The sequence below is a fragment of the Bacillus sp. FSL W8-0519 genome, from assembly GCF_038005585.1.
In the GTDB taxonomy this organism is placed as follows: Bacteria; Bacillota; Bacilli; order Bacillales; family Bacillaceae_G; genus Bacillus_A; species Bacillus_A paranthracis.
This window is the reverse complement of the sequence record NZ_JBBOTL010000001.1, coordinates 3180010-3201838: the sequence shown is the minus strand read 5'-3', so window position 1 is coordinate 3201838 and position 21829 is coordinate 3180010. Positions and strand designations below refer to the sequence as shown.

At 36.9% G+C, this 21829-nt stretch carries 21 protein-coding genes; 14 read left to right on the top strand and 7 right to left on the bottom strand.

From position 1 onward, the window contains the following. Positions 1 to 88 precede the first annotated feature (88 nt). On the bottom strand, positions 89 to 1084 hold the full coding sequence (locus NST14_RS16770; protein WP_000647245.1) for a zinc-dependent alcohol dehydrogenase family protein: 996 nt from the start codon (positions 1082 to 1084) through the stop codon (positions 89 to 91). Between the two features lie 105 nt (positions 1085 to 1189). Between NST14_RS16770 and NST14_RS16765 the strand changes: the two genes are divergently transcribed. From NST14_RS16765 to NST14_RS16715, 11 genes are all read left to right on the top strand, one after another. Continuing rightward, positions 1190 to 1369 carry a hypothetical protein gene (locus tag NST14_RS16765; protein ID WP_000534221.1) on the top strand — a complete coding sequence of 60 codons (180 nt, stop codon included), beginning with the start codon at positions 1190 to 1192 and terminating at the stop codon, positions 1367 to 1369. A 134-nt stretch (positions 1370 to 1503) separates the two neighbouring features. Beyond that, positions 1504 to 2457, top strand: a complete 954-nt coding sequence (locus NST14_RS16760) for an LLM class oxidoreductase (protein ID WP_000410338.1) — start codon at positions 1504 to 1506, stop codon at positions 2455 to 2457. 13 nt (positions 2458 to 2470) lie between these two features. Then, positions 2471 to 3424 (top strand): NADP-dependent oxidoreductase, encoded by a 954-nt coding sequence (locus NST14_RS16755; RefSeq protein ID WP_000643802.1) that lies wholly within the window; start codon positions 2471 to 2473, stop codon positions 3422 to 3424. Between the two features lie 89 nt (positions 3425 to 3513). Next, the gene (locus tag NST14_RS16750) at positions 3514 to 4062 is read left to right on the top strand and encodes a glucose-6-phosphate 1-dehydrogenase (RefSeq protein ID WP_000377927.1); all 549 of its coding nucleotides are present in this window, start codon (positions 3514 to 3516) and stop codon (positions 4060 to 4062) included. Positions 4063 to 4411: 349 nt separating this feature from the next. Further along, positions 4412 to 5896, top strand: a complete 1485-nt coding sequence (zwf, locus tag NST14_RS16745) for a glucose-6-phosphate dehydrogenase (RefSeq protein ID WP_000445343.1) — start codon at positions 4412 to 4414, stop codon at positions 5894 to 5896. A gap of 39 nt (positions 5897 to 5935) precedes the next feature. Beyond that, positions 5936 to 7930: a transketolase gene (tkt, locus tag NST14_RS16740; protein WP_229142839.1), complete on the top strand. Its 1995-nt coding sequence runs from the start codon at positions 5936 to 5938 to the stop codon at positions 7928 to 7930. A 104-nt stretch (positions 7931 to 8034) separates the two neighbouring features. Further along, positions 8035 to 8928, top strand: coding sequence for a phosphogluconate dehydrogenase (NAD(+)-dependent, decarboxylating) (gene gnd / locus NST14_RS16735; protein WP_071743309.1), 894 nt, complete (start codon positions 8035 to 8037; stop codon positions 8926 to 8928). Positions 8929 to 8979: 51 nt separating this feature from the next. Next, positions 8980 to 9648, top strand: coding sequence for a fructose-6-phosphate aldolase (gene fsa, locus NST14_RS16730; RefSeq protein WP_000667676.1), 669 nt, complete (start codon positions 8980 to 8982; stop codon positions 9646 to 9648). Positions 9649 to 10037: 389 nt separating this feature from the next. Beyond that, positions 10038 to 11363: a gluconate permease GntP gene (gene gntP / locus NST14_RS16725; protein ID WP_046198385.1), complete on the top strand. Its 1326-nt coding sequence runs from the start codon at positions 10038 to 10040 to the stop codon at positions 11361 to 11363. A 55-nt stretch (positions 11364 to 11418) separates the two neighbouring features. Further along, positions 11419 to 12960 (top strand): gluconokinase, encoded by a 1542-nt coding sequence (gene gntK, locus NST14_RS16720; protein WP_000254936.1) that lies wholly within the window; start codon positions 11419 to 11421, stop codon positions 12958 to 12960. A 126-nt stretch (positions 12961 to 13086) separates the two neighbouring features. After that, on the top strand, positions 13087 to 14148 hold the full coding sequence (locus tag NST14_RS16715; RefSeq protein WP_428839392.1) for a lactonase family protein: 1062 nt from the start codon (positions 13087 to 13089) through the stop codon (positions 14146 to 14148). 182 nt (positions 14149 to 14330) lie between these two features. On the opposite strand, the gene NST14_RS16710 is transcribed toward NST14_RS16715, so the two are convergent. Next, a complete protein-coding gene (locus NST14_RS16710) occupies positions 14331 to 14507 on the bottom strand; it encodes a DUF1272 domain-containing protein (RefSeq protein ID WP_001207874.1) in 177 nt (58 codons plus the stop codon). A 195-nt stretch (positions 14508 to 14702) separates the two neighbouring features. Here NST14_RS16710 and NST14_RS16705 point away from each other — a divergent pair, with 195 nt between their 5' ends. After that, positions 14703 to 15524 (top strand): pentapeptide repeat-containing protein, encoded by an 822-nt coding sequence (locus NST14_RS16705; RefSeq protein ID WP_229142838.1) that lies wholly within the window; start codon positions 14703 to 14705, stop codon positions 15522 to 15524. A gap of 45 nt (positions 15525 to 15569) precedes the next feature. Here NST14_RS16705 and NST14_RS16700 read toward each other — a convergent pair whose 3' ends face one another. Next, a complete protein-coding gene (locus NST14_RS16700) occupies positions 15570 to 16454 on the bottom strand; it encodes a DMT family transporter (RefSeq protein ID WP_171484382.1) in 885 nt (294 codons plus the stop codon). Positions 16455 to 16655: 201 nt separating this feature from the next. Between NST14_RS16700 and NST14_RS16695 the strand changes: the two genes are divergently transcribed. Further along, positions 16656 to 17006, top strand: a complete 351-nt coding sequence (locus NST14_RS16695) for an SH3 domain-containing protein (protein ID WP_229142837.1) — start codon at positions 16656 to 16658, stop codon at positions 17004 to 17006. 63 nt (positions 17007 to 17069) lie between these two features. Next, positions 17070 to 17867 carry a glycosyltransferase family 2 protein gene (locus tag NST14_RS16690; protein ID WP_000797328.1) on the top strand — a complete coding sequence of 266 codons (798 nt, stop codon included), beginning with the start codon at positions 17070 to 17072 and terminating at the stop codon, positions 17865 to 17867. Here NST14_RS16690 and NST14_RS16685 read toward each other — a convergent pair. The 4 genes from NST14_RS16685 to rfbF are packed head-to-tail and all read right to left on the bottom strand — an operon-like array spanning position 17836 to position 21816. Further along, positions 17836 to 18759 (bottom strand): NAD-dependent epimerase/dehydratase family protein, encoded by a 924-nt coding sequence (locus NST14_RS16685; RefSeq protein ID WP_229142836.1) that lies wholly within the window; start codon positions 18757 to 18759, stop codon positions 17836 to 17838. The genes NST14_RS16690 and NST14_RS16685 overlap by 32 nt on opposite strands. Beyond that, positions 18756 to 19979, bottom strand: a complete 1224-nt coding sequence (locus NST14_RS16680; RefSeq protein ID WP_061536104.1) for a class I SAM-dependent methyltransferase — start codon at positions 19977 to 19979, stop codon at positions 18756 to 18758. Before NST14_RS16680 ends, NST14_RS16685 begins: the two co-directional genes overlap by 4 nt. A gap of 12 nt (positions 19980 to 19991) precedes the next feature. After that, entirely contained in the window at positions 19992 to 21047 is a 1056-nt protein-coding gene (gene rfbG, locus NST14_RS16675) for a CDP-glucose 4,6-dehydratase (protein WP_061536103.1), read from the bottom strand. Position 21048: 1 nt separating this feature from the next. Next, positions 21049 to 21816 carry a glucose-1-phosphate cytidylyltransferase gene (rfbF, locus tag NST14_RS16670; RefSeq protein WP_000648797.1) on the bottom strand — a complete coding sequence of 256 codons (768 nt, stop codon included), beginning with the start codon at positions 21814 to 21816 and terminating at the stop codon, positions 21049 to 21051. Positions 21817 to 21829: the final 13 nt, after the last annotated feature.

The following is a 21829-nucleotide window of genomic DNA, read 5'->3' as shown; positions in this document are numbered from 1 at the left end:
GATGGGAAGCTTTTAAGGTTGTGGCACGCCTCTTAAGACAAAGATAAGGCGAAGTGATCCTGCTGTTATTTGTATTATTTAGTGAAAGTTACCAAACGTTTTTCAACACTATTTTCCCTATTGCTTTATTTGATTCCAAATATTCATGTGCTTGTGCAATTTCATCAAACGTAAAAGTTTTCGAATCTAGCAATGGGCGAAGTTTTCCTTCTTCTACTATTTGCGTTAGTTTATTTAAAATTTCCCCACAAGCGTCACGTTTATCTGTATGTAATATTTTTAACGCCATAAAAGTAACGTGCAGAGAGAGTCCTTTTGCGTGTAAAGGAGAGAGGTCATGGGTTGAACGAGCTGCAATTGTTACGACAGTTCCGTTGATTGCAGCAGCTTCGAAAGAGTTATCGAGATTTTTGCCACCTACTGTATCAAATATAACTTCAAATCCGTTGCCATTCGTATGTTTTTGCACATATTCTTGAACAGATTCTTCTTTATAGTTAATAGCTACGTCAGCTCCGAGACGATGGGCTATTTCTATTTTGCTTTGCTGAGAAGCGGTTGTAAAAACTTTAGCACCAGCCCATTTAGCTAGTTGAATGGCTACGTGTCCTACGCCACCAGTAGCTCCATGAATGAGAACATTTTGACCAGGTTTAATATTTGCACGATCAAATAAAGATTCCCAAGCTGTAATTGCCACTAATGGTAGAGCAGCTGCTTCTTCCATTGTTATATTGTTAGGTTTGTGAGCAATTAATCGCGTATCAGCAAGCATAAACTCTGCAAGTGCACCACCAGTTTCTTTAAAACCTCCGGCACATCCGTATACTTCATCGCCAGCTTTGAATTTCGAAACACCTTCTCCTACTTCAATAACAATACCAGCTACATCGCCATGTAATATAGCTGGAAACTCAGGAGCGACTGCTGAAACGGCACCACTACGCATTTTCGTATCGATTGGATTTACACTTGTTGCTTTTACATCGATTAGAACATGACCTGGTAAAAGTTTTGGTTTTGAAACTTCTTCTAATTGAAATACAGATGAATCCCCAAAAGAATGGATAATTTGTGCTTTCATAGTTTATACCTCCTGTTTATGGTTATAGCATAGCAAAGTACGAAAAATAAGTATAATATTTTGAATTTGGTTAGTGAGAATTTTATATAAAGAAGAGGCAAGTACGTGGGATCATGTAACGTACTTGCAAAAGCAACAGTAAAGTTTTTTGAAGAAAGGATAGATGTTATTTTTGCAGCACGATTTATTCATTATGTTTATTACTACTTACTTAGTATAGGTACTTTTAAGTGCCTACATCACTTTAAAGTACGTACTGTTATTCATGTTATGGCCGATTTATAATAACACTCGTAGCACAAAGAAAGTTATGACGATGACAATCGGCAACAATGTGGTGCTACAGTATTGCTTATGAATTTTGAGAAGAAATATGAAAAGTATAGATTTATATAAATAAAGGAAAGTGAGTGAAACAAATGGAAAAGTTTGCGAATCATTTTGGATATAATCGTATGTTTGCGAAAGATCAGCTTACATTAGGAGTTCACATTCCGATTGAAAATTATCAGTTTCATGCTCCAACGATGGAAAAACAAGTAGAGTTAGTACAAAAAGCAGAACAATATGGTTTTACAGGTGTATGGCTTCGCGATGTTTTACTGCAAGACCCTGACTTTGGTGATCCTGCAACAGGTCAAATTTACGATATGATGATTTATTTAACGTATTTAGCAAGTAAAACAGAGAAAATCGCATTTGGAACGTCGGCAACCGTATTGTCACTTCGTCATCCATTGCGTGTAGCAAAAGAAATTGCTACATTAGATCAACTATTTCCAGAAAGAATTATGCTTGGCGTTTCATCCGGTGACAGACGTGCCGATTTCAAAGCGCTAGGTGTTAGTCATGAAACACGAGGTGAAAAGTTTAGAGAAGCGTTTGCTTACTTGGAAGAGATTTTGTATAAAAACTTCCCGTCTATCCAGTCGACACTAGGAGAAGTGAATGGAGCGAATTTGGTTCCAAAACCGTCTAAACGTGTTCCAACCTTTATTACAGGTTTTAGTCAGCAAAATATGGATTGGTTCGCTGAACATGGTGATGGATGGATGTACTACCCACGTAGTCCAGTGCATCAGGCAGCAGCAATTGGACAATGGAGAGAACTAGTAGAGGATTATCATCCAGATGTATTTAAACCATTTATCCAACCGATGCATTTAGACTTATCTGAAGATCCAAATGAACGTCCTACACCGATACGTTTAGGTTACCGTACAGGGCGTAAGGCACTAATTGAATTACTTGATATATATAAAAGTATTGGTGTGAATCATTTATTCCTTGCTCTATTTGATGGTCAACGTCCAGCTGACGAAGTATTGGATGAGCTAGGAGAAGAAGTACTACCTCATTTCCCAGCATTGTAAAGGAGTGAAAAGAATGAAAGCGATAGGACTTATGCAATATGGAGATAAAAGCGTACTACAAGAGATTGAAATGCAGACACCGCTATTAGGAGACACCGATGTACTAATTGAAGTATATGCAGCTGGTATAAATCCCGTGGATTGGAAAATACGTGAAGGTTTACTGCAAGACGTAATTTCTTATGACTTCCCGCTTGTTTTAGGATGGGATGTTGCAGGTGTAGTTGCTGCTATAGGGCCAAACGTAACAGCATGTAAAGTGGGGGATGAAGTATATAGTCGTCCGGATATTGAACGAAACGGTGCTTATGCAGAGTACGTGGCTGTAGATGAGAAATATGTGGCGAAAAAACCGAGGAATTTATCTTTTGAAGAGGCGGCATCAATCCCTCTTGTAGGTTTGACAAGTTGGCAAAGCTTAGTGAAGTTCGCAAATGTTCAAAAAGGTAATAAGGTTTTAATTCATGCTGGATCTGGCGGAATTGGTACGTTTGCTATTCAGCTAGCCAAAAGTTTCGGTGCACATGTTGCAACTACGACTAGTACGAAAAACATGCAGTTTGTAAAGGATCTAGGCGCTGATACTGTCGTCGATTACAAAACAGAAGACTTTTCTTCGCTTTTGCATAATTACAATATTGTTTTTGATGTGTTAGGCGGAGATGTACTAAAGGATAGTTATAAAGTGCTTGCACCAAATGGAAAGTTAGCGTCTATTTATGGTCCGAAAGGTATGGAAATTCCGCAAACCGAGATATCAAGAGAGAAAAATATTGAGAGTGACCATATATTTACTGAACCTAACGGATATGAACTTTCTCTTATTACAGAATTAATTGAGGACGGGAAGATTAAACCCGTTGTAACGCATGTGTTGCCTTTACATGTAGAAGGTGTAAAAAAAGCACACCACATAAGTGAGTCAGAGCGTGCTCGTGGCAAAATAGTATTGAAGAAACATTGGTAAAGTATGAGGTTTTAGAGACAGTATTGTGCTAAGTAGCGAATGAACTTATATATTCTATTCTAGAAATTGTTTTAAAAGGGAGAGAACAAATGGATTCAATGACATTTCTTTTATTTGGAGCGACAGGGGATTTAGCGAAACGCAAAATTTACCCTGCTTTATACAAATTATTTAGTAATGGGAATATACCGCAATCTATTTCTATTATCGGTATTGGTAGAAGGGTAATGTCAGATGTGGAATTTCAAACAAAGGTAGAACAATCCCTTGCTACATTTTCTAGAAGATCTGCTGATGACGAATTAGGAGTAGAAGAATTTATTAGCACATTTCGTTATTGTCAATTAAATACAGCGAATATAGAGGACTATCAAGATTTGTTGAGTCTTGTAAAGAGACGTGAAACAGAATTAAACATTCCTGAAAACCGCATGTTTTACCTATCTGTTATACCAGAAGTATTTGATGTCATTGCTTTAAATATTAAGGAAATTGGATTGTGGGCTACAAAAGGATTGAACCGTCTTATTATAGAGAAGCCTTTTGGTCATCATGTAACGTCTGCTCACGAGTTTAACGAAAAATTAATTGAAGATTTTGATGAAACTGATATTTTTTATATCGATCATTATCTTTGAAAATGAGTGGTAACTAAGGATAAACTTAGAAAAGTAATACGAAATAAGTAGTATGTAATTTAAGACATTTTTATTGACGATAATAATATATGTGGTTAATATACTAGACATAAGATTATTTAATTACTAAAAGTAATTAAATATATGTTATTTCGTAAAGTATTATAAATAAGTAAGTCGTGGTAGAAACGCTTTGAATTGCCACTATTAATATTGGGGACAATTAGAAAGCGAAAGGTATAAAAAGAATTGGAATTTGATAACTCTTTGTTTTTATAAAAACATGAGCTTCTGTACAATTCATTTTTAATATATTGACCAGGATTATACAACAAGAGGGGGACTGAAATTGGAATCAATGACCTTTGTTTTATTTGGAGCGACAGGGGACCTAGCGAAACGCAAAATTTACCCCGCACTATATAACTTATATAGAGATCAAAAGCTTCCAAAGCAAATATCCGTTATCGGGCTTGGGAGACGTGAAGTATCTCATGTAGATTTTCAAAAAAGAATAAAAGAATCAATAGAGACGTTTTCTCGTCATAGAGAAGAAGGTACTCCAGAACTCGAAGGTTTTTTAGATAATTTTCGCTATTGTCCATTAGATGTGAGTAAGCCGGAAGACTATGAGAGATTATTACAAGTCGTTCGTGAAAGGGAAGAAGAACTACATATAAAAGGGAATAGAATGTTCTATCTTTCCGTTGCTCCTGAATTTTTTGAGACAATCGCTTTAAATATTAAGGAAAGCGGACTTGATAAAACGGATGGATGGAAACGCCTAATGATTGAGAAACCGTTCGGGCACGACCTTACATCTGCTCGTGAGCTGAATGATAAGCTTAGTCGCACGTTTGAAGAAGACGAGATATATCGTATTGATCATTATTTAGGTAAGCCGATGATTCAAAACCTTGAAGCACTAGAGTTTGCAAATCCTGTTTTACAATCGATTTGGAATAAAGAACATATAGCAAATGTACAAATCACAGCGAGTGAAACAGTTGGGGTTGAAGAAAGGGCAGGATATTATGATCAGGCAGGAGCCATTCGAGATATGGTTCAAAATCATATGTTACAAATATTAATGATGACTGCTATGAATTTGCCGGAAAAGGTTAATGCATGTGAAATTCGAGAGGAAAAGCGAAAGGTAATGGAGGCGCTTCGTAAAGTGAAAAAAGAAGACGTTCAAAACCATATCATTCGCGGACAATATGGTGCAGGTGAGATAAATGGCGGGCAAGTTGTAGCATATAAAGAGGAGCCAGGAGTAAATCCTTCTTCTAATATAGACACATTTGTCGCTGCTCGCTTGTGGATCGATAATCCATTTTGGACTGGCGTTCCCTTTTATATACGAACAGGCAAACGAATGAAAGAAAAGTCTACTCGTATTGTAATCGAATTTAAAAATACGTTAAAACAGCAATATCAAGATAGTAATCCAAATGCAGCACCTAACTTGTTAATAATTGAAATTAGCCCAGGTGAGAACGTTTCATTACAGTTAAATAGTAAAAATCCATTGAAAAATGGAGAAATTGAACCGATCCGTATTAACTTTACTTGTGAGCAAGCGGATGTGGGAGTACCTGAAGCGTATGAAAGACTCATTCACGATGCTGTGAGTGGAGACGCTACATTCTTTGCACATTGGAGAGAAGTTGAATTGTCATGGGAATGGGTACAACCAATTCTTGAAGCATTCGAGGAAAACTTATTACCACTTCATGAATATGAGTCTGGTTCATATGGTCCAGAGGCATCTAATGAATTATTGCAAGAAAGTGGATTTAAATGGTGGTTAGATCAAGAAACGAAAAAATAAGTACTTTCTTTCATGAAAGCATGTAGGGGGACGATTACTATGACACAAAACATAAATCAATTAGCAGTGAATACAATTCGTACGTTATCAATTGATGCTATTAATGCGGCAAATTCAGGTCATCCAGGTCTTCCGATGGGAGCAGCGCCAATGGCTTATGCATTATGGGCGAATCATTTAAATCATAATCCTAATCATCCAAAATGGTTTAACCGTGATCGCTTCGTTTTATCGGCGGGACATGGATCTAGCTTATTATATAGCCTACTTCATTTAGCTGGATATGACGTTTCAATTGATGACTTGAAAAACTTCAGAAAGTTAAATAGTAAAACACCAGGTCATCCTGAGTTTGGTCACACTTCTGGAGTTGAAGCGACGACAGGACCGTTAGGACAAGGGATTGCCAATGCTGTCGGAATGGCAATGGCAGAAGCGCATTTAGCGGCGAAGTTCAATAAGGATGGTCACTCTATTATTGATCACAATACGTACGCTTTAGTTGGAGACGGTGATTTAATGGAAGGTGTCGCTTATGAAGCGATGTCAATGGCAGGACATATGAAACTTGGCAAGTTAATTGTGCTGTATGATTCAAATGAAATTTCACTTGATGGTGAATTAAACATTGCTTTCTCTGAAGATATGCAGAAAAGAGTAGAATCTGCACATTGGCAATATGTAAGAGTTGAAGATGGAAACGATGTTGATGCGATTACAAAAGCGATTCAATTAGCGAAAGATAATACGGACCAACCTACTCTTATAGAAATTAGAACCATTATAGGTTACGGAAGTCCAAAAGTTGCTGGAACGAACAAAGCACATGGTAATCCGCTTGGAGTAGAAGAAGCGACAGCGACAAAACAAGTGTATGGTTGGCATTATGAAGAAGACTTCTTTGTACCTGAAGAAGTAACAGCTCATTTTAATGAACTGAAACAAAAAGGTATTGAAAAAGAAAATGGCTGGAATGAGCAGTTCAACTTATACAGAGAGTCAAACCCTGCACTAGCAGATGAATTAGAAAAAGCGATTACAGGTGAAGTTTTAATCGAAGCGAAAGACATTTTATCCTTCGATACTGAAAAAACGATTTCAACTCGTGTTGCAAGTGGGGAAGCTATTAATCATTATGTGAAATCGATTCCTTCTATTTTCGGTGGAAGTGCGGATCTTTCTCATTCTACGATGACAGATATAAAAGGTGAAGCAGTGTATGCAGTAGAATCGTATGCTGGTCGAAATATATACTTCGGTGTACGTGAACATGCAATGGGCGCGGCAGCGAATGGACTGGCTCTTCATGGAGGAGTAAAACCGTTCGTGAGTACATTCTTTGTATTTAATGACTATCTTCGTCCATCTATTCGACTGGCTGCATTGCAAAAGTTACCTGTTACGTACGTATTTACACATGATTCGATTGCTGTAGGAGAAGATGGTCCAACGCATGAACCAATTGAACATTTAGCAGCTCTTCGGGCAATTCCTGGTTTAACAGTTATCCGCCCGTCAGATGCCAATGAAACAGCAAGTGCGTGGGCATATGCTTTACAGCAAACGGATGGTCCAGTTCTTTTAGTACTTAGCCGTCAAAATTTACCGGTGTTTCATGAAACGAAAGCAAACATAGAGAATCTTTCTAAAGGGGCTTACGTATTAACACAAACGAATGAAAATCCGGATGTAATTTTAATTGCGACAGGTTCTGAAGTATCCTTAGCTGCTAGTGCAAAAGCGAAACTAGAAGAAGATCAAGTTTCTGTTCGTATCGTTGCAATGCCAAGTTGGGAGTTATTCGATCGTCAATCGAATGAATATAAAGAATCCGTTCTTCCGTCTTCTGTAACGAAACGAGTATCTCTTGAGATGGGTGTATCTCTCGGGTGGGAGCGTTATGTAGGACAAGAAGGAAAAGTACTATCAATTGAAACATTTGGAGCTTCAGGAACTGGTGCTGAAGTCATGAATCTATTTGGATTTACGACAGAAAATGTTGTTCAAATTACAAAAAATGTATTGAATTCTTAAGCTATGACTGTGAATACCTTTCCGTACATATCAGTGCTGCAAGGTATTCCAGATTGTAGTGATATGAATTTTTAATAAAAGATGATTTGAGGAGGAATTATATTATGCAAGTAGGATTAATTGGCTTAGGTAAAATGGGATTAAACTTAGGGAAAAATTTAATCGATCATAAACATGAAGTAGCAGCATTTGACTTGAATGCAAGTGCAGTGGAAGAAATGAAAGAGTACGGGGCAACAGGTGTATCTAGTTTAAATGAACTTGTTCAGTCATTACAATCACCAAGAGTTCTTTGGGTTATGGTACCACACGCTGTTGTAGATTCTGTTATCGATGAGGTTACACCACTTTTATCAAAAGGAGACATTTTAATTGAAGCGGGTAATTCACATTATAAAGAGTCTATTCGCCGATATGAGCAACTAAAGAAAGATGGTATTCACTTTATGGATGCAGGAACTTCTGGCGGAATGGAAGGCGCTCGTAATGGTGCTTGTTATATGATCGGAGGAGATCAAGAAGCTTGGGATATCGTTGAACCTATCTTCCGAGATACTGCTGTAGAAAATGGATTCTTATATGCTGGAAAAGCTGGTAGTGGTCACTTCTTAAAAATGGTTCACAACGGAATTGAATACGGTATGATGGCTGCTATTGGTGAAGGATTTGAGATTCTAGAGAAAAGTGAATTTGACTACGATTATGAAAAAGTATCAAGAGTATGGAACAACGGTTCAGTAATCCGTTCATGGTTAATGGAATTAACAGAAAATGCATTTTCTAAAGATGCAAAACTAGATGAAATTAAGGGTGTTATGCATTCTTCTGGTGAAGGAAAATGGACAGTAGAAACAGCATTAGACCTTCAAACAGCAACTCCTGTTATCGCAATGTCGTTATTAATGCGCTACCGCTCATTAGACAATGATACATTTACAGGAAAAGTAGTAGCAGCTCTGCGCAATGAATTTGGCGGACATGCAGTAGAAAAGAAATAAACATCTTAAAAATTTAACTCATTGACGTTTAAAAAATGGAGGGAATAGATCATGAAATTTTTTATTGATACTGCAAATCTTGAGGACATAAAAAAAGCATATAAACTTGGAGTTTTAGCTGGTGTTACAACGAATCCTTCTTTAGTAGCAAAAGAGGGGATTAAATTTGAAGACCGTATTGCAGAAATTTGTCAGGCAGTGCCGAAAGTTGAATCTGTTTCGGCAGAAGTAACGCCAGATGCTGTGACGGCTGAAGAAATGATTGCTCAAGCAGAAGAGTTGATTAAGATTAACGGCGGCGATGAGAAAGTTACAATAAAACTTCCAATGACGCTAGCAGGATTAGAAGCTTGTCGCTATCTTACTGAAAAAGGTGTGAAAACGAACGTTACACTTATTTTCACTGTGAACCAAGCACTTTTAGCTGCCAGAGCAGGTGCAACGTATGTTTCTCCATTTTTAGGACGTTTAGATGATATTTCTGAAGATGGCGTATTATTAGTTGCTAAAATTGCTGAATTATTCGATGTTCACCAATTAGATACACAAATTATTGCGGCTTCTGTTAGACATCCAGATCATGTAACTCGTGTAGCGATGGCAGGTGCTCACATTGCAACAATCCCTTATAAAGTAATTGAACAACTTGCTATGCACCCATTAACAGATCAAGGTATTGAGAAGTTTGCTGCGGACTGGGCGAAAGCTCCTAAATTATAATGCATAAAAGTGAAGGAGCTTTCCGAAAATTGCTTTTCATGAGAGGACAAATCCTAAGTAACTTCATCGTTTAAACGGGATCCCGAGTTTGTAGTCTTACTATGTGAAAACAGCAAGAGAAGAAAGTGTCGTTCACTTTTAAAAAAGGAAAATTTGCTTACGCGAAGTGTTTATCACAATAACATTACAATTATGAAAGAGAAATCCCCTTATCAGAGAGATGAGTTAAAGTATATCTCTGATAAGGGAGATTCTTTTTATATAAATTATTATGTTGTGAAGATGAGTTGTATATCGATATATAAATTTTTACTCAAAAAAGAACTATATAGGTTCTTTTCATTGTATATCACTTTTGAAAGGGTTTACATAAAGGGGTGGAATTGCGTATGAATATGTACCTTTTAATGATTACATTATTATCAATTGTAATTGTTATTTTAGGGGTATCGTGGTGGAGATGGCATGCGTTTATTAGTTTAACGATTGCAAGTTTATTTTTAGCAATTATGTCTGGAATGCCAATGGATAAAATAGTGAGTGCTTATGAAACGGGAGTCGGAAGTGTTCTTGGGCATTTAGTAGGTATTTTAGTATTAGGTACAATTTTAGGGAAAATGATGGCAGAGTCAGGTGCTGGAATGCAGGTGGCAGAGTTCTTTATTAAATCCTTCGGAATAAAAAACTTACCATGGGCGATGTTAATTGCGGGTTTTATTATTGGAATTCCGGTGTTTTTTGAAGTAGGTATTTTAATATTATTGCCGTTAGTAATTTCTATTCATAAAACAACGAAACAAAATATTTTATTGATAGCATTACCAGCAATTGCTGGGTTATCTGTCGTACACGGTCTTGTTCCTCCGCATCCAGGGGCAATCGTTGCAATAGGTATTTATAAAGCGAATCTTGGGAAGGTATTATTGTATTCACTCATTATTACATTTTTTGCAGCGATTATTGCAGGTCCTTTATTCGCTAAATGGATTCACAAACGTGTAATTCCTGAAAATGAGCCAGAATTGATTCGTGTAAATACAAAATCAACGGAATTACCAGGAATAGGAGTTTCGTTTTTAGTTATATTGTTACCTGTATTGTTAATGGTGTTAGCTGCAGCAGCTCCTTATGTTCCGCTTTCTACTACTTTGATGAAGATGGTCACCTTAATCGGTAGTCCTATCATTGCACTTTTGATTGCATGTTTTGCAGCGTTTTATTTTCTTGGATTTCGTCAAGGTATCGATAAAAAGGCTATTAAGAAGGTAACAGAAGATAGCTTATTACCAATCGGTTCAATCGTTGCGATTATTGGTGCCGGCGGGGGATTTAAGCAAATTCTTATCGATAGTGGTGTAGGGAATGCTATTGCTCAAATGTCTGAGCATTTAGCACTATCTCCAATTGTATTAGCATTTATGGTAGCTGGATTAATTCGAATTGCGACAGGGTCAGCGACAGTCGCCTTAACAACAGCAGCGGGTATCGTTTCGCCAATCGTTGAAAATACGACAGGTGTGAATTTAGAATTACTCGTCATTGCAACGGGTGCAGGAGCATTAATGTTTTCTCACGTAAACGATGCTGGGTTCTGGATGGTAAAAGAATACCTAGGTTTAACAGTGAAAGAAACATTTAAAACATGGACAGTATTAGAAACATTACTTTCATTTATCGCTTTTGGAGGAGTTTTACTACTCGATATGTTTGTTTAAAATAAGGATGTTTTTATAGTGGGATACTGTAGTAATTTTTTGTTAGGAGGAAGAAATGGTGAGTTCAAAATATATGATTGGTGTAGACATTGGGACAACTAGTACAAAATCAGTTCTATTTTCTACGGATGGATCTGTTATTGCAAGTCATGGAATTGAATATCCTTTATATTCTCCTACGCCGGAAACAGCAGAACAAGACCCAGAAGAAATTTTTCGTGCAGTAATACATACGATTAAAGAAACTGTACAGTCAAGTAGTGTACAGCCGCATGATATTCTTTGTGTTTCTTTTAGTTCGGCAATGCATAGTATCATTGCTGTAGATGAGAAGGGAAAGCCGTTAACGAGATGTATTACTTGGGCAGATAATAGAAGTGCAAGCTGGGCAGAGAAAATAAAGAATGATATGAATGGTCATGAAATTTATTTACGGACTGGGACACCAATTCATCCGATGTCACCACTTTCGAAATTAGTTTGGCTACAAAATGAGCAGGCAGAATTGTTCGCAAAAACTTATAAATTTATTTCTATTAAAGAGTATGTTTTTTATAAGTTATATAAGGAGTATGTAATTGATTATTCTATAGCATCAGCGACAGGAATGTTCAATTTGAAATCTTTAAAATGGGATGAAGAGGCTTTACGTGTAGCGGGCATTACAGATGATAAGCTTTCTAAACTTGTTCCAACGACGCACAGCTTAACAGGATTAGATGAAGAGCTTGCCAAAGAAATGAATGTACTTGTTTCTACTCCATTTGTAGTAGGAGCGAGTGATGGAGTCCTATCCAATTTAGGTGTAAATGCAATAGATCCTGGCGTTGTTGCTGTGACAATTGGTACAAGCGGTGCGATACGTGCTGTAACAAATCGTCCTGTAACAGATCCAAAAGGTAGAATTTTTTGTTACGCCTTAACTGAAGACCATTGGGTAATTGGTGGACCGGTTAATAACGGTGGTATGATTTTCAGATGGGCTCGTGATCAATTAGGTACTTCAGAGATTGAGCTTGCGAAGCGTTTAGGAAAAGATCCATATGAAGTGCTTACTGAAATAGCAGCAAAAGTGAGTCCGGGGTCCGACGGTTTATTATTTCACCCGTATTTAGCAGGAGAAAGAGCGCCTTTATGGAATGCAAATGCGCGAGGATCTTTCTTTGGACTTGGATTGCATCATAAGAAAGAACATCTTATCCGTGCTGTTTTAGAAGGAGTAATTTATAATTTATACACCGTTCTTCTCGCTTTAAAAGAACTCATTGGTGAACCGAAAAAAATTCAAGCGACAGGTGGTTTTGCAAGATCGGAACTTTGGAGACAGATGATGGCAGATATTTTCCATCAAGACGTATATGTTCCGGAAAGTTTTGAAAGCTCTTGCTTAGGAGCAGCAATCCTCGGTTTATATAGTTTAGGTGAAGTAGATACGTTGCATGTAGTTTCTGAAATGGTAGGGGCGAATTTCCACCATGAACCAAACATGGAAAGTGTAGAAAAGTATAAAGATTTAACACCAATCTATATTCGTCTGTCTCGTCAATTGGAAGAAGAATATGAAAGTATAGCAGCGTACCAAAAAAAGTGGGTTTAAAAGCTATTTAACAAGAAAATATGGTAACGTATAAAGAGGTACTCTAATTTTTTAGGATACTCTTTCAACATAAAATATTATAGGAAGTAAGATGAATGAAAAATATAGGGAGAGAGGGTTATGAAAATGAAGGATAATAAAGAGTTTATTGGATATGTTGGAACTTACACGAAAGAAAAAAGTGAAGGAATATATAAGTTTATTTTAGACACGGAAGCAAAGAAAATTAGTAATGTAACACTTGCGGCCAAGTTGGATAATCCTACATATGTAACGATTAACCGAAATAATGAATATCTCTATTCCGTTGTTAAGGAAGGAGAATCTGGTGGTGTAGCTGCTCATTTGATTGATAGTAAAACTGGAGAGCTAAAGGAGAAAAATAGACAAGTGGTAGAAGGGGCTTCTCCTTGTCATGTGAGTGTTGATAGTGGGACTCACACGGTAGTTACAGCAAATTATCATAAAGGAACGATTGAGTCTTTCGCAGTAAATGAAGAAGATGGATCTGTAAATCCTGCGACCTCTATTATAACGCATAAAGGTTCAGGTCTGAATAAGGAAAACCAAGAGAAACCACATGCGCATTACGCAGGATATACGCCTGATGAAAAATATGTGGTAGGTGTTGATTTAGGGATAGATAAAATAATTACGTATGAAATAAAAGATAGTGTATTAAAAGAAGTGAATAGCTTGGCTGTAAATCCAGGAAGTGGTCCGAGACATATTACTTTTCATCCGAATGGAAAGTATGCGTATGTGATGACGGAGCTTAGTTCAGAGGTTATTGTGTTAACATATAATCCGGCAGAAGGAGCTTTTACAGAAGTACAGTATATTTCTACTATTCCTGCCGCGTTTGATGAAAATAATCAAGGAAGTGCGATTCATATTTCTTCTGACGGCCAGTTTGTATATGCAGGCAATCGTGGTCATAATAGTATCGCTGTTTTCAGTGTGGATCAAAACTCAGGTGAGCTTACATTTGTGGAACACACATCTACAGAAGGAAATTGGCCAAGAGACTTTGTATTAGATCCTACTGAAAAGTTCCTTATTGCTTCAAATGAAAAGTCGCATAATCTTGTATTATTTTCAAGAAATGAAACGACAGGGAAGTTAACACTTTTACAATCTGATGTTGTTGTGCCGGAGCCTGTTTGTGTTAAGTTTTTAAATGTTTAAGTTGTGTTGAAGCTGAATGCATGCAGAGGTGTCGTTATTTGTCGGTAAGTCGATATCCTTTGTCGAAACGTCGATATATTGAAAAAATCGTTGATATAATTGAATTTGTGTTCGATATATTTGGAAAATCGTTGATATAATTTCATATGCCTAAAAAAAGCAAAGCGATATCGCTTTGCTTTTTACTGTTTCTTTTTCGGTCTACGTACTAACTCGCCGCCGCAGTTTGGGCAAACGTTATGTCTTTCTTCTGTACATGGTGCGCAAAATGTACATTCATATACGCAAATGTATGCTTCAGAATCTTGTTCTAGCGATTGATCGCAAATTTGACAGTTTGTTTTCATTTGTAGTGCCATAGTAACTCTCCTTTTAGTTTGAATATTTATAATTTAATTATAATTCAATGAGCAGAGTTAGTCCTTTTCAATTGAAAGGAAATAGAATGATAAAGTTGTGATTTGAAATGAAAGGCGCTCGTTTATTTTTAAATTGATTATTTCATGCAGTTAGAATATTATGAAATAGTCAAAAGACAACAGGGGGTATACATTTTGACTAATCATAACGATCATTTAAAAGCAAACTGCGAAAAATGCTTCGGTTTATGTTGTGTGGCGTTACCGTTTGCAGCATCGGTAGATTTTGCAGTGAATAAAGATGGTGGTAAACCATGTTCCAATTTACAATCAGATTTTAAATGCAGTATACATAAAAATCTTAGAGGAAAAGGTTATAAAGGCTGTACAGTATTTGAATGTTTTGGCGCTGGACAGAAAATTTCTCAAGTTACTTTTAACGGGATGGATTGGCGGAAAGATGCTAAGCATGCGAGAAAAATGTATGATGCTTTTCCAGTTATGCATCAGCTCCATGAAATGCTTTGGTATTTAAATGAGGCTATTTTATTAAAGGCGACACAATCGATCCATAAAGAATTAAGTAAAGCAATTGAAGAGACGGAGCGACTTTCGAATTTAAATGCGGACGAGTTAATGAAAGTAAATATCCCATTACATCGTGCAGAAGTGAATATTTTACTTGTAGAAACGAGCGAACTAGTATGGAAAGAAATGAATACTGCGCGTAGGAAACGAATCATACACCGCGGCGCAGATCTTATGGGAGCAAACCTGAAAAAGAAAAATTTACAAGGGGCGAATTTAAGAGGAGCATATTTAATTGCGGCAAACTTAAATGGTGCAGACTTACGAGGGGCGGATCTCATTGGAGCAGATTTACGAGATGCAGATATTCGTGGGGCTGATTTTACAAATAGTATTTTTCTGACGCAAGTTCAAGTTAATGCGGCAAGAGGGGACAAACATACGAAATTACCGAAATTATTGTCTCGTCCATCGCATTGGAGTGCGTAAAGAGTGTATACGAACAGGCAGAGATTAAGTATCTCTGCCTATTTTTCATTTCCTTTCAAAAGTAGTAATAAAAACACTACATATAATAAGAATACCACCAATAAAAAAGTTACTATTTAATGTCTCATTTAATAAGAGCCAACCAAGCAATGACCCAACAATAGGTTGGAAGAAGAAAAATAACGAGCCGATGCTTGCGTCCATTAATTCTAATCCTTTATTCCAAAGGAAAAAGGCACCTGCCGTTGAGACGATTCCTAAATAAAGTACGCCTAATACTACATATAGGTTCATATGTTCAATAGGGTTTGATTGAAATTCCCATATCATAAAAGGTGTAATAAAAAAGAGTGAAAAGAATATAGCGTACGTTGTAATCACTAAAGATGAAAATCGAGCTGAAGCAATTTTTACATAAATAGATAGTAAAGCCCACGTAATAGCTGCCCCGACTAATATGATTGTACCGATAAAATAGGAGCCAATTTCAATATCCCATCCGATTACGATAATGACACCGATTGTCGCTATGATGGTAGATAGTAATCTACGAGCGGTTAGTTTTTCTTTTAAAATGATCGCTGCAAATATAACCATAAATGCAGGTGTAGCTGATGTTACTAAAGATCCTGTATGAGCGTCGGATAATTTTGTTCCGATAAATTGACAAGTGATCGAAATGAAATATCCGATAAATCCAATCCAAGCGAATAATAGCCAATCTTTTTTACGAATGGTTACTGTTTTCTTTTGCTTTTTCTCAGTAATTTTTAAAATCATATACAAAACAACAAAAGCAATGATAAAGCGTAGCCAAACGAGTGTGAGTGGTGGGATAAAGTTGAGTACATATTTGCTAACAACATACATACCGCCCCATATACTAGCTGCTAGTGATAAACATATAGCTCCTAAAATGGTTTGTTTCATGTAAAGTACCTCCGTCTATTTTTAGGGTATGATGAGTCCCTAAGACGAGGCATAGTGCACGTGTTATATGAATGCCCGTCTTAGTTTATAGACGGCCTACAGGTTGATCGTTTTCGAATGAAGTGTTGTAGTACATGTGTATTCCCCCTTCTTAAGTTATAATGATATTATAACTTAATTTTCTGATTATTGGAGGCTGTTATGAAATATATCGTGATAAAATCACATGTTAGCAATTATCCTGATCCAATTCGCTTAGAAGAGGGGGATGTAGTGAAAATGATAGAGAGTTACGATGGTCCTGAAAATTGGGAAAACTGGATGTTTTGTCACGAAGAGAAATATGACCGGAAAGGGTGGGTTCCGGAGCAAATTATAATGAAAAATATAACTGATGTAGGAATCATTACGAAACAATATACTGCCAAAGAATTAAATGTAAGTATTGGAGAAAGAGTGATTGCATTAGAAGAATTAAATGGATGGATTTGGTGTAAAAAAACAGGTGGTGAGGATGGCTGGGTACCAAAGGAAAACTTACAAAAATATTAGTAATACGATTTGGTTATTAATATAGGAAACATATTTTTAGTTTATGAGTATATTGGTTGTAGGATGAAAAATAGATTAATAGAGAAAGAGGAGATTATTATAACTACAACCGTTATTTCTCATTTTTATAATGAAGAGTATTTATTACCGTGGTGGCTTGCTCATCATACGAAACTGTTTGATCATGGTATTTTAATTAATAAAGGCTCAACAGATCGTTCGGTGGAGATTTGTAAGAAATTCGCACCGCATTGGGAAGTGCGAGATTCTGTAAATCCAGAGTTTGATGCATATGCGACGGATCATGAAGTGATGAGGGTAGAACAAGAAATACAAGGATGGAAAATGATTTTAAATACGACTGAGTTTCTTTGTGTGCAAGATAAAAATCAGTTTTGGAAATCACTAAATGAATTGGGAGGGAGGATGTATTGGCTAGAAGGGCTTATTATGGTTGATGATCCTAACTACAGTTATCCGGACCTTAACTTTGGACTCCCTTTAATGAAACAGCGATTTCATGGTTATTTACCAGAAGATTGGCCGTTGTGGAGAAGAGGTAGATTTATTCATAATCATGAACACGGAAGTTATACAGTTGGAAGACATTTATCCGCGCATGAATCTATGATTTATCCGCCTCTTGCTTGTATATTATGGTTTGGATTTAGTCCGTGGAACGATGCGATGAGAAAGAGAAAGTTACAAATTGGTCCGACTCTTTCTGAAGCTAGTAAGCATGGGGGAATGGGGACGCATCATATTATTACGCCGGAAAGATTAGAAGAATGGTATAAGGAATTAGCGAGAGGAACGAAGGATTTACGTTTTAGTGATGCGTACCGTTATGTTTTTGTATAAATGATTCCCACCATGAAATTGTTTCTTCGATTCCTGTATTTAGATCGTATGTCGGTTTCCAGTTTACTTCAGTTTTTAAACGCTCTACATGAACGCCGACAAATAAAGGTTCATCTTTAGAGAAAGGGATTGCACCCAGTTTAATTAGATGTTCTTTTCCTATCTTTTTAGCGATGATAGAAGCTAACTCTTTAATTTGTACAGATTGACCAGAAGCGATATTGATTGTGTCTGTAACGCCATGTTCTAATATCGTTACGAGAGCATGAGCGACGTCGCTCACATGGAGGAAATCTCTTGATTGTTTTCCATGTGTACATAGTGCTTCCTCATTTTTTAATAAAGAAGTGATGATGTTAGAAACGAGTCGATTCCCTTGTTCGTGAGGGCCATACATATGAAAAATGCGGCCCCAACACATGCTGAGGCCTGATTGCTCAGCGTACGTTTGGAGCCAGGAGTGTAGTGCATTTTTACATAATGAATACGGGGTTTTATAAGAAAGAAGCGGTGAATCTTCAAATAATACACCGTTAAACCATTCATACTCTGCGCCAGTCCCGGCAACGACGACTCGCTTTCCGCCGCATGTTGTGAAGTGTTGAATCAATGAGATACTAGACGTAAGCCAATAGTAATTATTGATAGATACATAACACGCTGGCGGCACTGCTTCCCAAGCTAAATGAATGAGATGACTAGGCTTCATGTCGTAAATGAGTTTTTTTACTTCTTCATCGCAAAGTAAGTTGACTTTATGCCAATGGCAAGAAAGATGGGAAGGCTTATTTGTATTGTAAGTGGCGTGCACTTCATAGCCCTTTTGAATAAGAGAATGTACAACATATTTACCAATCCATCCGCTACCGCCTGTTACAAGGATTTTTTTCATGGCTCAATTACCTCAACTTCTGGTATTGTTACTAAAAATTTGCCGCCCCACTCACGAATGAAAGAGCATTCTTTCATAATCTCGTCTTTTAAATTCCAAGGAAGTATAAGAATGTAATCAGGTTTTGTACGTTTTATTTCTTCTGGAGATTTTATTGGAATGCGGGTTCCTGGTAGAAGGAGATTTTGTTTATGAGGGTTTTTATCTACTGTATAAGCTAGAAATTCTTTTCCTATCCCGCAATAATTTAAAAGGGTGTTTCCTTTAGCTGGCGCACCGTAACCGATAATTTGTTTGTTTAAAGCTTTCGCTTCGATAAAAAACTGTAAAATATTTATTTTCAATTGTTCGATGCGTTTAGAAAAAAGGAGATAACAGTCTAATGTATTTAGCCCGTGATCCACTTCTTTTTGAATTAATTTTGTAACACTAGAATGGATAGTTGATTCGTCACTATGATGTTTTACAAAAATACGTAAGGAACCACCGTGCGTTGCAAGTTCTTCTACATCGACAATTTGTAAATGATGGTGAGATAAAACTTTTTGCAGGCTTATAAGTGAGAAATAGGAGAAGTGCTCATGGTATATCGTATCAAACTGTTTAAAGGATATGAGATTTAATAAGTGCGGGAATTCAATTGTTATTGTTCCGTCTTGTTTTAATAACGTTTTTAAACCTGCCACAAAATCATGTAAGTTCGGAACGTGTGCTAATACGTTATTAGCAATGATTAAATCTGCTTGCGGTAATTTTTTTGCTAAGTCGTTGCTGAAAAAATTCACTTCAGTAGGAATTCCTTTTTGGATAGCGATTTCTGCTACATTTTTTGCAGGTTCAATTCCCAATGTTTCGATATTTTCTTTTTGAAAGTATTGTAATAAGTACCCATCGTTACTCGCGATTTCAACCACCTTGGAGTCTTTCTTTAAATAGAAACGCTTAATCGCCATTTCTACATATTGTTTAGCATGCAGTAGCCAGCTTGATGAGTAAGAGCTAAAGTATAAATAGTCATGAAAAATATTGTGCGGAGATTCAAATTCATCTAATTGTACGAGTAAACAAGAGTGACAAACAAATGTGTGCAATGGATAAAATGGTTCCATTTTATATGAGTTTTCTGCAGAAACAAATGAGTTAGCGAGAGGAGAAACACCTAAATCTAAAAAAGTGTTGCTGAGTAATGAGTGGCAAAAACGGCATTTTTTCTGTTCCATTTTATAGCCCCCTTATAAATTTTTGAATGCATCGATTTGTTGTCGCGTGAAAGATTCGATATTTTCACCAGATGCATATTTTTTGTACCAATCAACAGTCCAAGTGATAGCCTTATCTGTTGATAACTTAGGAGTCCAGCCGAGTTTAGTTACTGCTTTTGTACTATCGAGTGTTAAAACAGGCGATTCATAAGGAGTGTTTGTAGAGGGGGAAGTGATTGTTAGTTGTTTATTCCATAATTTTATTACAGATTGAATGACATCATGAACGGTTTTGTTAGGTTCGTTCAACGGGCCGAAATTCCATGCTTCTGCATATGCAGCGTCTGTCCAAAGTTTTTCAGCTAAAAGGATATAGCCGTGTAAAGGATCTAATACGTGTTGCCACGGGCGAATAGCCTTTTTGTTTCTAATCGTTAATGTACCATCTTGTAAATATGCACGAATGACATCTGGGAATAATCGGTCTTCGGCCCAATCACCACCACCGATGACGTTACCTGCTCTTACTGAGGCGAGTTTCTGAGTATTAGTGTGGAAGAATGATTTTTGATAGGATGTTGCCACTATTTCAGCACAAGCTTTACTAGCACTATAAGGGTCGATACCTCCTAGCCGGTCAATTTCCACGAATGCCCGGTTACCGCTCCCGTCATTTTCATAACATTTATCACTTGTAACATTAATGATGCCACGTATACTTTCTGTATGTTTTGCAGCTTCCAATACGTGAACAGTGCCTAAAACATTCGTTTTAAATGTTTCGATAGGATCTTTGTATGAAGTGGTGACGATTGGCTGGGCAGCTAAATGAAATAGTATGTCAGGGTTATGATGTTTTAGGGCGTGTAATAAAGAATCGTAATCTGTAATGTCGCCTTTAATTGTTATGCACTCTTTTGCTACGTTACATTGTTCAAAAAGATTAGGAATCGATGGGGGATGAGAAGAAAAGCCAACTACTTCTGCACCTAAAGAAGTTAAGAAAAGGGTGAGCCAAGAGCCTTTAAATCCAGTATGTCCCGTAATAAATACTTTTTTCTTATTCCAAAAAGATGAAGAAGCCATATTACCAAACCTTCCACGGAGCGTTATTACTTTCCCATAGCTCGACTAATTTATTTTTATCGCGCAATGTATCCATCGGATGCCAAAAACCAGTATGTTGATATGCTGATAGTTCGTTTTTGTTTACTAACTGAACTAAAGTGTCTGTTTCAAAAACAGACTTATCTCCACTAATGTAATTGAAAACTTCAGGGTTTAAAACGAAAAATCCACCGTTAACCCATCCGCCATCCCCGAGTGGCTTCTCTTGAAAAGATGTTACAGACTGTTTATTTAATATGAGAGAACCGAATCTACCAGGAGGTTGTACGGCGGTAACAGTTGCCATTTTTCCATGTTTTTTATGAAATGCAATAAGTTCTTTTATATTTACGTTGCTTAATCCATCGCCATAAGTGAGGCAGAAAGGTTCGTCGCCAACAAAATTTTGAATCTTTTTCACTCGTCCTCCCGTTTCGGTATTTACACCAGTATCGATTAGTGTAACTTTCCACGGTTCTACACGTTGAGAATGGCTAGTAATTGTATTATCGCTTAAATGTATCGTGAAATCTGACATGTGTAAGTTGTAATTTAGAAAGAACTCTTTAATTGCATATCCTTTATACCCTAAGCAAATAATAAACTCTGTAATGCCGTAATGGCTATACAAACTCATAATGTGCCATAGAATAGGTTTTGTTCCAATTTCAATCATAGGTTTTGGTTTTAAATGTGTTTCTTCCCCAATCCTTGTCCCGTATCCACCAGCAAGAATAACAGCTTTCATTTTTTCCTCCTAA

Excerpts from the sequence above, each read along its gene's own strand:
- NST14_RS16755 (WP_000643802.1), top strand. The coding sequence starts at position 2,471 with ATGAAAGCGATAGGACTTATGCAATATGGAGATAAAAGCGTACTACAA.
- NST14_RS16715 (WP_428839392.1), top strand. The coding sequence starts at position 13,087 with ATGAAGGATAATAAAGAGTTTATTGGATATGTTGGAACTTACACGAAA.
- gntK (WP_000254936.1), top strand. The coding sequence starts at position 11,419 with ATGGTGAGTTCAAAATATATGATTGGTGTAGACATTGGGACAACTAGT.
- NST14_RS16700 (WP_171484382.1), bottom strand. The coding sequence starts at position 16,454 with ATGAAACAAACCATTTTAGGAGCTATATGTTTATCACTAGCAGCTAGT.
- NST14_RS16760 (WP_000410338.1), top strand. The coding sequence starts at position 1,504 with ATGGAAAAGTTTGCGAATCATTTTGGATATAATCGTATGTTTGCGAAA.
- NST14_RS16695 (WP_229142837.1), top strand. The coding sequence starts at position 16,656 with ATGAAATATATCGTGATAAAATCACATGTTAGCAATTATCCTGATCCA.
- NST14_RS16710 (WP_001207874.1), bottom strand. The coding sequence starts at position 14,507 with ATGGCACTACAAATGAAAACAAACTGTCAAATTTGCGATCAATCGCTA.
- rfbF (WP_000648797.1), bottom strand. The coding sequence starts at position 21,816 with ATGAAAGCTGTTATTCTTGCTGGTGGATACGGGACAAGGATTGGGGAA.
- fsa (WP_000667676.1), top strand. The coding sequence starts at position 8,980 with ATGAAATTTTTTATTGATACTGCAAATCTTGAGGACATAAAAAAAGCA.
- NST14_RS16680 (WP_061536104.1), bottom strand. The coding sequence starts at position 19,979 with ATGGAACAGAAAAAATGCCGTTTTTGCCACTCATTACTCAGCAACACT.
- NST14_RS16750 (WP_000377927.1), top strand. The coding sequence starts at position 3,514 with ATGGATTCAATGACATTTCTTTTATTTGGAGCGACAGGGGATTTAGCG.
- gnd (WP_071743309.1), top strand. The coding sequence starts at position 8,035 with ATGCAAGTAGGATTAATTGGCTTAGGTAAAATGGGATTAAACTTAGGG.
- tkt (WP_229142839.1), top strand. The coding sequence starts at position 5,936 with ATGACACAAAACATAAATCAATTAGCAGTGAATACAATTCGTACGTTA.
- gntP (WP_046198385.1), top strand. The coding sequence starts at position 10,038 with ATGAATATGTACCTTTTAATGATTACATTATTATCAATTGTAATTGTT.
- NST14_RS16770 (WP_000647245.1), bottom strand. The coding sequence starts at position 1,084 with ATGAAAGCACAAATTATCCATTCTTTTGGGGATTCATCTGTATTTCAA.
- NST14_RS16685 (WP_229142836.1), bottom strand. The coding sequence starts at position 18,759 with ATGAAAAAAATCCTTGTAACAGGCGGTAGCGGATGGATTGGTAAATAT.
- NST14_RS16690 (WP_000797328.1), top strand. The coding sequence starts at position 17,070 with ATGAAAAATAGATTAATAGAGAAAGAGGAGATTATTATAACTACAACC.
- rfbG (WP_061536103.1), bottom strand. The coding sequence starts at position 21,047 with ATGGCTTCTTCATCTTTTTGGAATAAGAAAAAAGTATTTATTACGGGA.